At 54.8% G+C, this 14,102-nt stretch carries 14 protein-coding genes; 9 read left to right on the top strand and 5 right to left on the bottom strand.

The annotated features are described in order from the left end of the window. Positions 1–153 precede the first annotated feature (153 nt). From LCS67_RS06375 to LCS67_RS06390, 4 genes are all read left to right on the top strand, one after another. Entirely contained in the window at positions 154–1,221 is a 1,068-nt protein-coding gene (locus LCS67_RS06375; protein ID WP_000892056.1) for an AI-2E family transporter, read from the top strand. A 275-nt stretch (positions 1,222–1,496) separates the two neighbouring features. Continuing rightward, positions 1,497–2,684 (top strand): sugar diacid recognition domain-containing protein, encoded by a 1,188-nt coding sequence (locus LCS67_RS06380; RefSeq protein WP_001533732.1) that lies wholly within the window; start codon positions 1,497–1,499, stop codon positions 2,682–2,684. A gap of 67 nt (positions 2,685–2,751) precedes the next feature. Beyond that, positions 2,752–4,020 (top strand): GntP family permease, encoded by a 1,269-nt coding sequence (locus LCS67_RS06385; protein WP_000200859.1) that lies wholly within the window; start codon positions 2,752–2,754, stop codon positions 4,018–4,020. 5 nt (positions 4,021–4,025) lie between these two features. Beyond that, positions 4,026–5,165, top strand: a complete 1,140-nt coding sequence (locus LCS67_RS06390) for a glycerate kinase (RefSeq protein ID WP_000706377.1) — start codon at positions 4,026–4,028, stop codon at positions 5,163–5,165. A gap of 46 nt (positions 5,166–5,211) precedes the next feature. On the opposite strand, the gene bcp is transcribed toward LCS67_RS06390, so the two are convergent. Both bcp and LCS67_RS06400 read right to left on the bottom strand, forming a co-directional pair. Then, entirely contained in the window at positions 5,212–5,682 is a 471-nt protein-coding gene (bcp, locus tag LCS67_RS06395; protein WP_001068686.1) for a thioredoxin-dependent thiol peroxidase, read from the bottom strand. Then, positions 5,682–6,254 carry a glycine cleavage system transcriptional repressor gene (locus tag LCS67_RS06400; RefSeq protein WP_000189061.1) on the bottom strand — a complete coding sequence of 191 codons (573 nt, stop codon included), beginning with the start codon at positions 6,252–6,254 and terminating at the stop codon, positions 5,682–5,684. Before LCS67_RS06400 ends, bcp begins: the two co-directional genes overlap by 1 nt. Before the next feature lie 145 nt (positions 6,255–6,399). Between LCS67_RS06400 and dapA the strand changes: the two genes are divergently transcribed. The 5 genes from dapA to tmcA all read left to right on the top strand — a co-directional run bounded on the left by dapA (position 6,400) and on the right by tmcA (position 12,245). After that, positions 6,400–7,278 (top strand): 4-hydroxy-tetrahydrodipicolinate synthase, encoded by an 879-nt coding sequence (dapA, locus tag LCS67_RS06405; protein WP_000494020.1) that lies wholly within the window; start codon positions 6,400–6,402, stop codon positions 7,276–7,278. Positions 7,279–7,294: 16 nt separating this feature from the next. Beyond that, positions 7,295–8,329 carry an outer membrane protein assembly factor BamC gene (gene bamC, locus LCS67_RS06410; protein WP_080183772.1) on the top strand — a complete coding sequence of 345 codons (1,035 nt, stop codon included), beginning with the start codon at positions 7,295–7,297 and terminating at the stop codon, positions 8,327–8,329. A gap of 174 nt (positions 8,330–8,503) precedes the next feature. Further along, positions 8,504–9,217, top strand: a complete 714-nt coding sequence (purC, locus tag LCS67_RS06415) for a phosphoribosylaminoimidazolesuccinocarboxamide synthase (RefSeq protein ID WP_001171630.1) — start codon at positions 8,504–8,506, stop codon at positions 9,215–9,217. Positions 9,218–9,347: 130 nt separating this feature from the next. Continuing rightward, the gene (locus LCS67_RS06420) at positions 9,348–10,211 is read left to right on the top strand and encodes a neutral zinc metallopeptidase (RefSeq protein WP_001267519.1); all 864 of its coding nucleotides are present in this window, start codon (positions 9,348–9,350) and stop codon (positions 10,209–10,211) included. A 15-nt stretch (positions 10,212–10,226) separates the two neighbouring features. Further along, complete coding sequence (gene tmcA, locus LCS67_RS06425; RefSeq protein WP_001279818.1) at positions 10,227–12,245, top strand: tRNA cytosine(34) acetyltransferase TmcA; 2,019 nt, start codon at positions 10,227–10,229, stop codon at positions 12,243–12,245. 26 nt (positions 12,246–12,271) lie between these two features. Here the strand turns inward: tmcA and LCS67_RS06430 are convergent, their stop codons facing one another. The 3 genes from LCS67_RS06430 to LCS67_RS06440 are packed head-to-tail and all read right to left on the bottom strand — an operon-like array spanning position 12,272 to position 13,987. Next, entirely contained in the window at positions 12,272–12,472 is a 201-nt protein-coding gene (locus LCS67_RS06430) for a YpfN family protein (protein ID WP_000383843.1), read from the bottom strand. A 27-nt stretch (positions 12,473–12,499) separates the two neighbouring features. Beyond that, positions 12,500–13,627, bottom strand: coding sequence for a succinyl-diaminopimelate desuccinylase (dapE, locus tag LCS67_RS06435; protein WP_001277825.1), 1,128 nt, complete (start codon positions 13,625–13,627; stop codon positions 12,500–12,502). 3 nt (positions 13,628–13,630) lie between these two features. Beyond that, positions 13,631–13,987 carry an ArsC family reductase gene (locus tag LCS67_RS06440; protein WP_000631923.1) on the bottom strand — a complete coding sequence of 119 codons (357 nt, stop codon included), beginning with the start codon at positions 13,985–13,987 and terminating at the stop codon, positions 13,631–13,633. Positions 13,988–14,102: the final 115 nt, after the last annotated feature.

Here is a 14,102-nt window from a genome sequence, read left to right on the forward strand (position 1 = left end):
TTCCACGCTCCGACACTTCATAAGTGTAACTGTGATGAGCACAGACTCACTATTTTAGTTTCCTGAATCAACGATAAAAAGCGAAGTCTTTTTTGTGACATTTCGATACAATTCGGCATCACAATCCCGCAGTTGAGTTCTGGGAAGGGTTTTATGCTCGAAATGTTAATGCAATGGTATCGCCGTCGCTTCAGCGACCCGGAGGCGATTGCCTTGCTGGTCATTCTGGTGGCTGGTTTTAGCATCCTCTTTTTCTTTAGCGGCCTGTTAGCGCCGCTGCTGGTCGCTATCGTACTGGCCTACCTGTTGGAGTGGCCGACGGCGCGCCTGCAGGCGATTGGCTGTTCCCGGCGCTGGGCAGCCTCCATTGTCCTTATCCTCTTTGTCGGCATTCTGTTATTAATGGCGTTTGTGGTGATGCCGATTGCCTGGCAGCAGGGTATTTACCTGATTCGTGATATGCCCGGTATGCTGAATAAACTGTCCGATTTTGCCGCGACCTTGCCGCGACGCTATCCGGCGCTGATGGATGCGGGCATTATTGATGCGATGGCGGAAAACATGCGTACCCGGATGCTTAACATGGGCGATTCGGTGGTGAAGTATTCGCTGGCTTCGTTAGTCGGGCTACTGACGCTGGCGGTATATCTGGTGCTGGTGCCGCTGATGGTCTTTTTCCTGGTAAAAGATAAAGAGCAGATGCTAAATGCCGTGCGCCGCGTGCTGCCGCGTAATCGCGGGCTGGCGGGGCAGGTGTGGAATGAGATGAATCAGCAGATCACCAACTATATCCGCGGAAAAGTGCTGGAGATGGTGGTGGTGGGCGTGGCGACCTGGCTGGGCTTTTTGCTGTTTGGCCTCAATTATTCGCTACTGCTGGCGGTACTGGTGGGCTTTTCGGTCCTGATCCCCTATATCGGCGCTTTTGTGGTGACAATTCCGGTGGTGGGCGTCGCGCTGTTTCAGTTTGGCCTGGGGACGGAATTCTGGAGCTGTTTTGCCGTTTATCTGATTATTCAGGCGCTGGATGGCAATTTGCTGGTACCGGTACTTTTCTCCGAAGCGGTGAATTTGCATCCGCTGGTGATTATTCTGTCAGTGGTGATTTTCGGCGGTCTGTGGGGTTTCTGGGGAGTGTTTTTCGCCATTCCATTGGCGACGCTGATTAAAGCCGTTGTCCATGCCTGGCCGGATGGTCAGGTGACAGATGCCTCATCCTGAGCGGTCTGTACAAAAGTTGTAAAGCGTGAACGACATCATAGTGCCCTGCCGCCATTTTGCGCACGCCTGATGAGGGACAAGCGCTTAGAAAGCCGCTCTTTTTTTAATGCCGCGCCGTGTTGCGGCATTTTTATTGTCGGAACCTACAAAATTCTCGCTGTAAAGCCGCCAAAATTTGGTGACTTAACCTAAGCATTCTTCTGAGAAATTCGTTAATAAGTGACATCATTGATGCGAGATTGCTTTTTTAATGTAAAGCGATAACGAAACAGGGAATGAGTGTGTTGAGAAAACATTACTTGAAAGGGTATACCGCGCGGCAAATTGTACAGCGAGCCATGAAAATTATTCCTTACTCGGTAAACGTCATGGATGAACATGGCGTCATTATCGCGTCTGGCGAACCTTCGCGGCTTCGCCAGCGTCACGAAGGGGCCATTCTGGCGCTGAAGGAAAACCGTATTGTAGAAATTGATTCCGCTACCGCCAATCAGCTAAAAGGCGTGCGATCCGGCATTAATCTTCCCATCTCTTTTCATGAACAGCTTATCGGCGTGGTCGGCATTACCGGCGAGCCGGAGGAGGTTCGCGCGTATGCCGAGCTGGTTAAAATGGCGGCGGAGCTGGTGATCGAGCATATGGTGCTGATCGAACAGCGACAGTGGGATAAACGCTATCGCGAAGAGCTGATCAACCAATTGATTTTGCGAGAAAATTCAACAGAGTCGTTGCGCTCCATGGCGGCCTATCTGGGCATTGATCTGGCGGTTCCCAGAGTGGTGCTGATTATTGAACTTTCCCAGCCGGATCGCGAAGCGCTGCGCAATGTAATGGATTATTTCGAGAATCACGCGCGCAACCATTTGGTGACGTTTACCGAATTTAATGAATTAATCATTATTAAGCCTATCACGTTAAAAGAGGGAAAGTGGAATACCCGCCAGGAAATGGGCGAATTGCAGATTTTTAAATCATGGGCTGCATCATCGGGCTTTAGCCGTATTTTGGTTGGGGGTTATTTTGCCGGCGAGACGGGATTGCACCGATCTTTGCTCACTGCGAGAGCCACGCAGGCGATGGCGAAAAGACAAAAGCTGCGCAGCCAGTACATTTTTTATCATGACCATGCGCTTCCCGCGCTGCTAAGCGGGCTGTCTGAAAGTTGGCAAGTGCAGGAGCTATCGCGTCTGTGGCTGCAACTGGCGCAACATGACGCGAAAGGCGTATTGCAACAGACGCTGCGGACCTGGTTTGAACATAATTGTGACCTGACGCAAACAGCCAAAGCATTGCATATTCATGTGAATACATTGCGCTATCGCTTACAGCGCTGTGAGGATATTACACACATAAAAATCAACGAGTTAAAAAGTACGCTTTGGCTTTATATCGGTATGGAGCTCCAGGCCGAATCTGTACCGTCCGACAAGTTACCGCTGCCAGGTCGAATCGAAATTTGTTGAAAGCTCCAGCGGATTTTTAGGCGGGTTTTTCCATACTGCGCGCTCCATGTTAAAGGAGGCGCAGTATATGACGTCGATATCCACCCTGGGAGCCATTGCCGCATTGGTTGTGGCCATCGTATTAATTTTAAGAAAAGTGTCGCCAGCCTACGGCATGATGGCGGGCGCGCTGGTCGGCGGTTTGATTGGCGGCGCCGATCTTCTGCAAACCGTGTCGCTGATGGTGTCAGGCGCGCAGGGCATCGTTAATGCCGTATTGCGTATTCTGGCCGCAGGCGTACTGGCGGGCGTATTAATTGAGTCCGGGGCGGCGAATACGATTGCTGAGACGATTGTCCGCAAAGTGGGGGAAACCCGGGCATTATTGGCATTAGCCATTGCCACACTATGTTTGACCGCCGTCGGCGTATTTATTGATGTGGCGGTGATTACCGTCGCGCCGATTGCGCTGTCGATTGCGCGTAATGCTGGCCTGTCAAAAAGCGCTATTCTGCTGGCGATGGTTGGCGGCGGCAAAGCGGGTAACGTGATGTCACCCAACCCGAACGCTATTGCCGCCTCTGATGCGTTTCATGTTCCTCTTACCTCTATTATGCTGGCGGGCGTGGTTCCGGGCATCGTTGGGCTTATTATCGCCTATCTGTTAGCGAAACGGCTGAATAATAAAGGCGCGGGCGTCGCCGATCATGAAGTGACTCACCATGATGACTCCGTCGCCAGACCCGGCTTTCTGGTGGCGATTAGCGCGCCGCTGGTCGCTATTTTCCTGCTTTCTCTCCGTCCGTTTGCCGGCATTTCCATTGACCCGTTAATTGCCCTGCCCGTAGGGGGATTGGTCGGTCTGCTGTTGATGGGACGCGCGCGCCACTGTAACCAGTACATGGTCGCCGGTCTGATGCGTATGGCGCCTGTCGCTATTATGTTGCTGGGAACCGGTACGCTGGCCGGCATTATCGCTAATTCCGAACTTAAAGATGTCCTGATTCATGGCCTCACCGCTTCGGGATTGCCGTCCTGGCTGCTGGCACCCGTGTCTGGCGCCATGATGTCAATGGCGACGGCCTCAACCACAGCGGGAACGGCGGTGGCGTCCGGCGTTTTCTCTCCCACGTTACTTGAACTTGGCGTTTCCGCCCTGGCGGGAGCCGCTATGATCCATGCGGGCGCCACGGTGCTGGACCATCTGCCGCACGGCAGCTTTTTCCACGCGACGGGCGGCAGCGTCAATATGCAAATTCATGAACGTTTAAAGCTAATGCCGTATGAAACGCTGGTGGGGTTAGCCATTACCTTTATTTCTACTCTGATGTTCGGTTTCTTTGGTTTTGCAGGATAATCCCTATGAAAATTGTTATTGCTCCTGATTCATTTAAAGAAAGTTTGTCCGCAATGGCGGTCGCTGAGGCGATAGAAAAGGGGTTCCGCGAAATTTATCCTGACGCCGACTACGTTAAAGTGCCCATGGCGGATGGCGGGGAAGGAACCGTACAATCAATGGTGGAAGCCAGCGGCGGGCGTTATGTTGACCAGTGGGTACAAGGCCCGCTTGGGCAGCCGGTGGCCGCGCGCTGGGGAATGCTGGGCGATAGCGATACCGCCGTGATTGAAATGGCGGCGGCATCCGGGCTGCATCACGTTTCGCCTGAATTGCGCAACCCGCTTAATACCACCAGCTACGGCACCGGCGAGTTAATCGTCGCGGCGCTGGAGCGTGGCGTAAAGCGTATTATTCTGGGAATTGGCGGCAGCGCGACGAATGACGGCGGCGCGGGGATGATGCAGGCGCTTGGCGTTATATTGCGCGATAAACAGGGACGCTCGCTTTCTCCGGGCGGCGAGGCGCTGGCGGCGCTGGCCTCTATCGATCTGTCCGGTTGTCACCCATTGCTGCGTAAGGTATCGATAACCGTGGCGTGCGATGTCAACAATCCGCTGTGTGGTCCCCAGGGCGCATCGGCCATCTTTGGCCCACAAAAAGGGGCGACAGCGGAAATGGTGAACACCCTGGACGCGGCGCTGGAAAACTGGGGCCGACATATTTATCAGGCTACGGGGCGTGAGGTGATTAATGCTCCCGGCGCGGGCGCGGCAGGTGGAATGGGCGCCGCGCTTTTAGGATTGCTCAATGCGGAATTACGCGCCGGCGTAGAGATTGTTGTGGAAACGCTACAGCTTGAGCAGGCGGTTAAAGATGCCGATCTGGTGATTACCGGAGAAGGGCGGCTGGACAGCCAAAGTATTTGCGGCAAGACGCCGATTGGCGTCGCCAGAGTGGCGAAGCGGTATCATAAACCGGTTATCGCGCTCGCCGGTGGGCTGCAACACGATCATCACGTTGTGTATCAGCAGGGTATCGATGCGGCGCTGTCGATTTTGTCGCATATCGTTACGCTGCCGGAAGCCTTACACGAGGCGGAATATAACCTGAGCCTGTCGGCGCGCAATGTGGCGGCGATATGGCGTCTGGCGCGGCAAGCCTGACGGCGCATTCCCTTTCCAGGCCGCACATCAGCGCGGCCTGAGGCTTTTACGCGTTTTCTTTCAGCCAGTTCAGCACCACATCATGGTGATTGCTGGTTTTAAAATCATTAAAGACGTGTTCAATCTTACCATCAGCGTCAATCAAAAAGCTGATGCGGTGAATGCCGTCATACGTTTTGCCCATAAACGACTTTTCGCCCCAGACGCCGAACTGTTCACACACCTGATGGTTTTCATCGGACAAAAGGGTAAAGTTCAGCAGCTCTTTTTCAGCGAAACGGGAGAGTTTTTCAGGTTTATCGGTGCTGATGCCCAGCACGTCCACGCCTGCTTTTTTGAGCTCGTCCATGTTATCGCGTAAGCCGCAGGCCTGCACGGTACAGCCGGGTGTCATGGCTTTTGGGTAGAAATAAACCAGAACGCGCTGTCCCTGGAAGTCGGTCAAATTTACTTGTTCCCCGTCTTGATCCGGCAAGCTAAATTTCGGTGCGATATCACCGGCTTTCAGTGGATTCATTACTTAACTCCATCCTGTTCATCATGTTGTGAGTAATTGACGACGTTTATACTGCCTTGCGCATTGAGTTCTGTACATAGTGCTTTAAAGGCTTGCTCAATATTTGCGGAATTTTGCGACGCCGGGCTATGTGCGGTGATTTGAATAAATAATTGCGCAGCTTTATCACCTTCAGCCGGCTGTGTGCGGGAGACCAGCTCCGCAATATTCATTTCATGACTATTAAACAGCGCGGTGAATCGCTCAATTAAATGCGGGGAGTCGGCGACCTCAACCTGAACCCATACCGTCGCGGGCATTGCCGGGCGGGGGCGGTCGGACGTCCGTTTCATCACAATCAGCAGATCCAGCTCCGCGCCTTTTAACGGCAATGTCGATTCAATCAAGGTAATCGCGTTCCACGTGCCGGACAACAACATAATAAACGTGAATTCATCGCCCAGCATCGCCAGTCGGCTGTCTTCGATATTACAGCCGCAACTGCTGACATGGCGAGTAATGGTATTCACAATACCGGGCCTGTCGGCGCCCAGCGCAGTGATAACCAAATAGTGTTGTGATGACGGTGTCAAACCAGTTATTCCTTTGAGCGGTGAGGTAATCTTAAGGAAACCATAAAAAAAACCTGCATACAACAATCAGAACGGCTTTGGTCGCTTGCTTTTATTGCCATACCAAACGTACCATTGAGGGACTTGTTTGCACAGAGGATGGCCCATGTTCACGGGAAGTATTGTCGCGCTTGTTACGCCGATGGATGAGAAAGGTAACGTCAGTAGGTCTTGCCTGAAAAAACTCATTGATTATCATGTCGCCAACGGTACCTCGGCGATTGTTTCGGTTGGCACCACCGGCGAGTCTGCCACGCTAAGCCATGATGAACATGGCGATGTCGTGATGATGACGCTGGAACTGGCTGACGGACGTATTCCGGTTATCGCCGGCACGGGCGCAAACGCGACCGCGGAAGCGATTAGCCTGACGCAGCGTTTTAACGATAGCGGCATTGTTGGCTGCCTGACGGTGACGCCGTACTACAATCGCCCCACGCAGGAAGGTTTGTTCCAGCATTTCAAAGCCATCGCGGAACACACTGACTTGCCGCAAATTCTGTATAATGTGCCGTCCCGTACCGGCTGCGACATGTTGCCGGAAACCGTGGGTCGTCTGGCGGAAATAAAAAATATTATCGCTATCAAAGAGGCGACAGGGAACTTAACCCGCGTTCACCAGATCAAAGAGCTGGTTTCAGACGATTTTATTCTGCTTAGCGGCGATGACGCGTCTGCGCTGGACTTTATGCAACTGGGTGGTCATGGCGTGATTTCCGTTACGGCTAACGTAGCGGCGCGCGAGATGGCTGACATGTGCAAACTGGCGGCGGAAGGGCAATTTGCCGAGGCGCGCGCTATCAACCAGCGTCTGATGCCGTTACACAACAAACTATTTGTCGAACCCAATCCTATCCCGGTGAAATGGGCATGTAAGGCATTGGGTCTTGTGGCGACCGACACGCTGCGCCTGCCAATGACGCCTATCACGGACCATGGTCGTGACATCGTCAAAGCAGCGCTTCAGCATGCTGGCCTGCTGTAAAGTTTAGGGAGATTTGATGGCTTACTCAGTACAAAAGTCGCGCCTGGCGAAGGTTGCGGGTGTTTCGCTTGTTTTGCTGCTCGCTGCCTGTAGTTCCGATTCGCGCTACAAGCGCCAGGTAAGCGGCGATGAATCCTATCTGGATGCCGCGCCGCTTGCTGAACTTCACGCCCCGGCAGGAATGATCCTGCCGATAACGACCGGCGACTACGTTATTCCGGTCACGAAGGGGAGCGGCGCGGTTGGTAAGGCGTTGGATATCCGTCCGCCAGCGCAGCCGTTAGCGTTAGTGAGCGGCGCGCGTACCCAGTTCTCTGGCGATACCGCTACGCTATTTGTGGAGAATGGCCGGAGCAGCACGCTGTGGCCGCAAGTCGTCAGCGTGATTCAGGCGAAAAATTATCCGATTGAAAAACGTGACGATGCCAGCCAGACCCTGACGACCGATTGGGTGAACTGGAACCGCCTGGATGAAGACGAACAGTATCGCGGACGTTATCAAATCTCGGTGAAGCCGCAGGGCTATCAGCAGGCGGTAACGGTAAAACTGGTTAATCTGGAACAGGCTGGCAAGCCGGTCGCTGACGCGGCGTCGCTGCAGCGCTATAGCACTGAAATGATGAACGTCATTTCCGCCGGTCTGGATAAGACCGCTACGGATGCGGCAAATGCCGCGCAGAACCGTTCCGCCGCAACGATGGATGTGCAGAGCGCCGCTGATGATACCGGTTTACCTATGCTGGTCGTTCGCGGTCCGTTCAACCTCGTGTGGCAACGCCTCCCGGCCGCGTTGGAAAAAGTGGGCATGAAAGTCACCGACAGCACTCGCTCTCAGGGCAGCATGGCGGTAACGTACAAACCGTTGTCTGACAGCGACTGGCGGGATCTGGGCGCTAGCGACCCGGGCCTGGCATCCGGAGACTATAAATTGCAGGTCGGCGATTTAGATAACCGCAGCAGCTTGCAGTTTATCGATCCTAAGGGGCATACTCTGACGCAAAGCCAGAACGACGCGCTGGTTGCCGTCTTCCAGGCAGCGTTCAACAAGTAATTTAACAGGGCTGGAGTAATCCGGCCCTTTTTTCTGATAAGATACGCAAACGTGTGCGTCGGTACAAAAACGCGATTTAACCGCTATTTCGCACCACAATTACAGGCCGACGTCTCCGGCAGGCGTAGCAGGAAATGAATACTTATCGTTAATTCACACCCAGGAGTGTTAAAGATGCAAAAGCAAGCTGAGTTGTATCGTGGTAAAGCGAAAACCGTATACAGCACGGAAAACCCGGACCTGTTGGTGCTCGAATTCCGCAATGATACGTCAGCAGGGGATGGCGCGCGCATTGAACAGTTTGATCGCAAAGGCATGGTAAATAACAAATTCAACCATTTCATTATGACCAAACTGGCCGAGGCGGGCATCCCGACCCAGATGGAACGTTTGCTGTCTGATACCGAGTGTCTGGTGAAGAAACTAGAGATGGTGCCGGTTGAATGTGTGGTGCGCAACCGTGCGGCAGGGTCGCTGGTCAAGCGTCTGGGCGTGGAAGAAGGCATGGAGCTTAACCCGCCGATATTCGATCTGTTCCTGAAAAACGACGCGCTGCACGACCCGATGGTGAATAGTTCCTACTGTGAAACGTTCGGTTGGGTAAGTCAGGAAAATCTGGCGCGTATGAAAGAGCTAACCTACAAAGCCAACGACGTACTGAAAAAACTGTTTGATGACGCGGGTCTTATCCTGGTGGATTTCAAACTGGAGTTTGGCCTGTATAAAGGCGAAGTGGTGCTGGGCGATGAGTTTTCGCCGGACGGCAGCCGCCTGTGGGATAAAGAGACGCTGGACAAAATGGACAAAGACCGCTTCCGCCAGAGTCTGGGTGGTCTGATTGAAGCCTATGAAGCCGTCGCGCATCGCCTGGGCGTGAAATTAGATTAATTCCGCTTCTGACCGGGGGGCAACCGCTCTCCGGTATCATCCTTTCCTCATTCTGATAGCGTTTACCTGTGGTAATCCTGCGCCTGACCGCCTACGATCATCTGTATAACAAAGAGAGAATGAGGTGATTATGCGCTGGCAAGGGCGTCGTGAAAGCAACAATGTAGAGGACAGACGTAATCGGCCAGGCGGCCCCTCGCTGGGTGGCCCAGGCTTTCGTCTTCCGCGCGGAAAAGGCGGCATCATTCTGTTGGTGGTGGTGTTGGTCGCAGGGTACTATGGGGTGGATTTAACCGGTCTGTTGACCGGTCAGCCGATTTCGCAGCAGCAGTCGACGCGTTCGATAAGCCCCAATGATGATGAAGCGGCAAAATTTACCTCGGTGATTCTGGCGACGACCGAAGATACCTGGGGGCAACTCTTTCAAAAAATGGGGCGCGGCTATCAGCAGCCAAAACTGGTGATGTACCGTGGTATGACGCGCACCGGCTGTGGTGCGGGTCAGTCCGTGATGGGGCCGTTTTACTGCCCGGCGGACGGCACCGTTTATATCGATCTCTCATTTTACGATGATATGAAAAATAAGCTGGGCGCGGACGGTGATTTTGCTCAGGGTTATGTCATCGCCCACGAAGTCGGCCACCACGTACAAAAACTGTTAGGTATTGAGCCGAAAGTACGCCAGTTGCAGCAAAACGCATCGCAAACAGAGGTGAATCGCCTTTCGGTGCGCATGGAGCTACAGGCGGATTGCTTTGCCGGCGTGTGGGGACACAGTATGCAGCAGCAAGGCGTACTGGAGGCGGGCGATCTGGAAGAGGCGCTCAATGCCGCACAGGCTATCGGCGACGATCGCTTACAGCAACAGGGGCAGGGGCGCGTCGTGCCGGATAGTTTTACCCACGGCACCTCAGAACAGCGCTACAGCTGGTTTAAGCGTGGCTTTGACAGCGGCGACCCGGCGCAATGTAATACGTTTGGCAAAAACTTTTGATAAACCGGGGCAGGGATGTCTGATATCGATGCGCTACAGGCGTTAACGTCGCAAATGACACAGGAAGGCATTCGCCGTTTACTGGTCATCAGCGGCGATGCGGCGTGGTGCCGGGAGCGGGCCGAGGCGATACGCGCTGCGCTGCCCGGTGACTGGCTGTGGGTCGCGCCTGACGCGCCCGCCCAGCCGCGCTGTACGCCACAGGCGTTACAAACGCTGCTGGGCCGTGAATTCCGTCATGCGATATTTGATGCCTGGCAGGGCTTTGACGCCGCAGCGTTTGCCGCCCTGAGCGGGACCTTGCAGGCCGGAAGCTGGCTGCTTCTGCTGATGCCGCCGTATGAGACGTGGGAAAGCAGGCCTGATATCGATTCACTGCGCTGGAGCGACTGCGCGCAGCCTATCCCCACACCGCAGTTTGCACAGCATCTTAAACGGACTCTTTCCCGCGATCCGCAAACGCTGCTTTGGCGACAGCGCCAGCCGTTTTGCTGGCCATCTTATCCTTCCCGTGAACGCTGGCGACCCGCCACCGGCGAGCCGCAGCCGGAGCAGGCGGCTATCTTATCGCGTTTACGTGAAATGCCGCCCGGCGTGGCGACGGTGATTGCCCCCCGTGGGCGCGGCAAATCGGCGCTGGCCGGGCAATTCATCTCCCGGATGGCGGGCACGGCTATCGTGACCGCACCGGCGAAAACGGCAACGGATATCCTGGCAGCGTTTGCCGGTGAGCGGTTCTGCTTTATGGCGCCGGATGCGCTGCTGGCGAGCGGGGCAAGAGCCGACTGGCTGGTGGTTGACGAGGCGGCGGCAATCCCCGCGCCGCTGCTGCTGCAACTGGTTTCGCGCTTTCCCCGCATACTACTCACCACCACCGTTCAGGGCTACGAAGGCACCGGACGAGGTTTTTTACTTAAGTTTTGCGCCCGTTTTCCGCAGCTTCACCGCTTCACGCTTCGTCAGCCTGTCCGCTGGGCGCCAGAATGCCCGCTGGAAAATATCGTCAGCGAGGCGCTGATATTCGACGATGAAGCGTTTGCGCAGGCGCCACATGGCGCGATAGCAATCTCGGCGTTTTACCAACAGGCTTGGGGGGAGACGCCCGCGTTGCCGAGGGCTGTGTATCAGTTACTGTCGGGGGCGCACTATCGTACTTCGCCGCTGGATCTGCGCCGAATGATGGATGCGCCAGGACAGCATTTCTTGCAGGCCACGGCGAATAACCGTGTGGCGGGCGCCCTCTGGCTGGTCGAAGAGGGCGGGTTATCCGCAGAACTCAGTCAGGCTGTATGGGCCGGTTTCCGGCGTCCGCGTGGAAATCTGGTGGCGCAGTCGCTGGCGGCGCACGGTAGCGACCCTTTAGCCGCGACGCTGGTCGGGCGTCGCGTAAGCCGTATCGCAGTGCACCCCGCTCGCCAGCGTGAAGGCATCGGTCAGCAGTTGATTGCCTGCGCGTGCATGCAGGCGGCGCAGTGTGATTATCTTTCCGTCAGCTTCGGCTATACGCCGGAGCTGTGGCGTTTCTGGCAACGCTGCGGCTTTGTACTGGTACGGATGGGCAACCATCGGGAGGCGAGCAGCGGTTGCTATACGGCGATGGCGTTATTGCCGCTGAGCGACGCGGGAACACGGCTGGCGCAGCAGGAACACCGACGTTTGCGCCGCGATGCGGATATCCTGACGCAGTGGAACGGCGAGGCGATACCGCTGGCGGCGTTACGCGAACAGGCGCTTAATGGTGAAGACTGGCGTGAGCTGGTCGGTTTTGCGTTCGCGCACCGCCCGCTACTGACATCGTTAGGTTGCCTGCATCGTTTACTGCAATACAGCGCATTGCCATTACCGGCGCTGAGAGGGCGGCTGGAGGAAAAAGCCAGCGATGCCGAACTGTGCGCCCGGCTACGCATTTCAGGCCGTAAAGCTCTGCTGGCGTTGCAGCGTGCGCAGGCGGCGCAGGCGCTGATTGCGCTGGATGCCGGACGAACGCAGCGTTTGCGCGACGTAATGCCCGGCGGTGGGGAGCATGCCGGATAGCGATAGCTGTCCGGCATGTTATCCGGTTACTTTTTCGGCTGATTTTTCTTCGGCCAGTCTTCTTCATCGTCCCACTTATCGTTAAAATCGCGATGCGGGGGCAGCTCAGGTTTATTGGCAAGGAATTTCTTATGGTCGATGCGTTTGAGATCTTTGATCACATTCAGCAGTACGCCTACCAGAAACACCAATACCAGAATCCACCAATATTTTGCCAGCCAGTCCATGCTTATTTCCTCTTACCGGAACGCTCATCAGGCGACGAGCTGTTCCATAATACGTTGATACATACGGGCCAGTAGCTGGAGATCGGCGGCATTCACACATTCATTAATTTTATGAATGGTGGCGTTCACCGGCCCCAGTTCTACCACCTGCGCTCCCATACGGGCGATAAAACGTCCGTCGGACGTACCGCCCGTCGTCAGTAATTGCGGTTTAATTTCATTATAGTGCTCAATGGCGTTTACCACCGCGTCCACCAGCTTGCCGCGTGCGGTCAGGAACGGCTGGCCGGAAAGCCACCAGTCTACGGTATAACGCAGCTGATGCTTCTCAAGCAGCGCATGTACCCGCTCTTTGATCATCTCATCGGTCAGTTCCGTGCTGAAACGGAAGTTAAACTGCACGAACAGTTCGCCGGGAATGACATTATTGCTGCCGGTGCCTGCCTGGATATTGGCTACCTGCATACTGGTGGCCGGGAAAAAGTCATTGCCCCGATCCCACTCGATAGCGACCAGTTCATTAAGAAAAGGCGCGGCGCGATGAACAGGGTTATCCGCCAGATGCGGATAGGCAACGTGCCCCTGAACGCCATGAATAGTGAGGTTACAGGTGAGGGAACCGCGACGCCCGTTTTTGACGACATCGCCCACAATTTCAGTACTGGAAGGTTCGCCGACCAGACAGTAATCCAGCCGCTCGTTACGGGCCATCAGCGCTTCAACCACCTTTACGGTGCCATTTTTTGCGCTGGCTTCCTCATCAGAGGTAATCAAAAATGCGAGACGGCCCCGGTGATGAGGATGCTGCGCAACAAAACGTTCAGCAGCCACCACCATGGCCGCCAGTGAACCTTTCATATCCGCCGCGCCGCGACCGAACAACATTCCGTCGCGAATCGTAGGTTCAAACGGCGGATTGATCCAGCGATCGACATCGCCAGCCGGTACGACGTCAGTATGCCCGGCGAACGCCAGCGTTTCGCCACGCCCACGCCATGCCCAAAAATTTTGCGTGTCGCCAAAATCCATATGCTCAATGGTAAAACCGATTTTACGCAGGCGTTCAATCATTAATGCCTGACAGCCTGCGTCATCCGGACTCAGGGAGGGGCGACGAATAAGTTGCTGTGTCAGCTCAATAACCGGGCACGACATAGACTACACCTCATCAAAAAACTGCTGATAACGGGATTCACTGAAACCAAGCAGCATAGGCTTCCCGGGCGCGCAGAGCAATGGGCGTTTGATGATTGCCGGCTGTTCAACCATGAGAGCAGCGGCGGAGTCGGCATCGGTAATCCCGCTGCGGTCGCCTTCATCCAGTTTGCGCCATGTTGTGCCGCGCGTATTCAGTAAAGGCTGCCAGCCGAGTTCGGCAATAAAGGTATTAAGAAGAGGGAGGTCTATGCCATCCACACGGTAATCGTGAAAACGATAATCAATGCCATGCTCCTCCAGCCAACGGCGCGCTTTTTTGATCGTGTCGCAATTCTTAATGCCATAGAGGGTAATCATATTGAATCCTTTAACGCGAAATTCGAATAAATAATCAATAGTATCGTCTGCGGGATAATAAGTGTGGCTGTTAATGGTTATTTATCCAGCGCTGATCGGCAATCAATATAACATT

It is taken from the genome of Salmonella sp. A7 (assembly GCF_020181675.1).
GTDB classification, from domain to species: Bacteria; Pseudomonadota; Gammaproteobacteria; order Enterobacterales; family Enterobacteriaceae; genus Salmonella; species Salmonella enterica.

What these genes read in the sequence shown, in the direction of transcription:
- bamC (WP_080183772.1), top strand. Translation starts at nt 7,295, where the DNA reads ATGGCTTACTCAGTACAAAAGTCGCGCCTGGCGAAGGTTGCGGGTGTT.
- bcp (WP_001068686.1), bottom strand. Translation starts at nt 5,682, where the DNA reads ATGAATCCACTGAAAGCCGGTGATATCGCACCGAAATTTAGCTTGCCG.
- LCS67_RS06420 (WP_001267519.1), top strand. Translation starts at nt 9,348, where the DNA reads ATGCGCTGGCAAGGGCGTCGTGAAAGCAACAATGTAGAGGACAGACGT.
- LCS67_RS06430 (WP_000383843.1), bottom strand. Translation starts at nt 12,472, where the DNA reads ATGGACTGGCTGGCAAAATATTGGTGGATTCTGGTATTGGTGTTTCTG.
- LCS67_RS06385 (WP_000200859.1), top strand. Translation starts at nt 2,752, where the DNA reads ATGACGTCGATATCCACCCTGGGAGCCATTGCCGCATTGGTTGTGGCC.
- LCS67_RS06380 (WP_001533732.1), top strand. Translation starts at nt 1,497, where the DNA reads ATGAGTGTGTTGAGAAAACATTACTTGAAAGGGTATACCGCGCGGCAA.
- tmcA (WP_001279818.1), top strand. Translation starts at nt 10,227, where the DNA reads ATGTCTGATATCGATGCGCTACAGGCGTTAACGTCGCAAATGACACAG.
- dapA (WP_000494020.1), top strand. Translation starts at nt 6,400, where the DNA reads ATGTTCACGGGAAGTATTGTCGCGCTTGTTACGCCGATGGATGAGAAA.
- LCS67_RS06390 (WP_000706377.1), top strand. Translation starts at nt 4,026, where the DNA reads ATGAAAATTGTTATTGCTCCTGATTCATTTAAAGAAAGTTTGTCCGCA.
- purC (WP_001171630.1), top strand. Translation starts at nt 8,504, where the DNA reads ATGCAAAAGCAAGCTGAGTTGTATCGTGGTAAAGCGAAAACCGTATAC.
- LCS67_RS06440 (WP_000631923.1), bottom strand. Translation starts at nt 13,987, where the DNA reads ATGATTACCCTCTATGGCATTAAGAATTGCGACACGATCAAAAAAGCG.
- dapE (WP_001277825.1), bottom strand. Translation starts at nt 13,627, where the DNA reads ATGTCGTGCCCGGTTATTGAGCTGACACAGCAACTTATTCGTCGCCCC.
- LCS67_RS06375 (WP_000892056.1), top strand. Translation starts at nt 154, where the DNA reads ATGCTCGAAATGTTAATGCAATGGTATCGCCGTCGCTTCAGCGACCCG.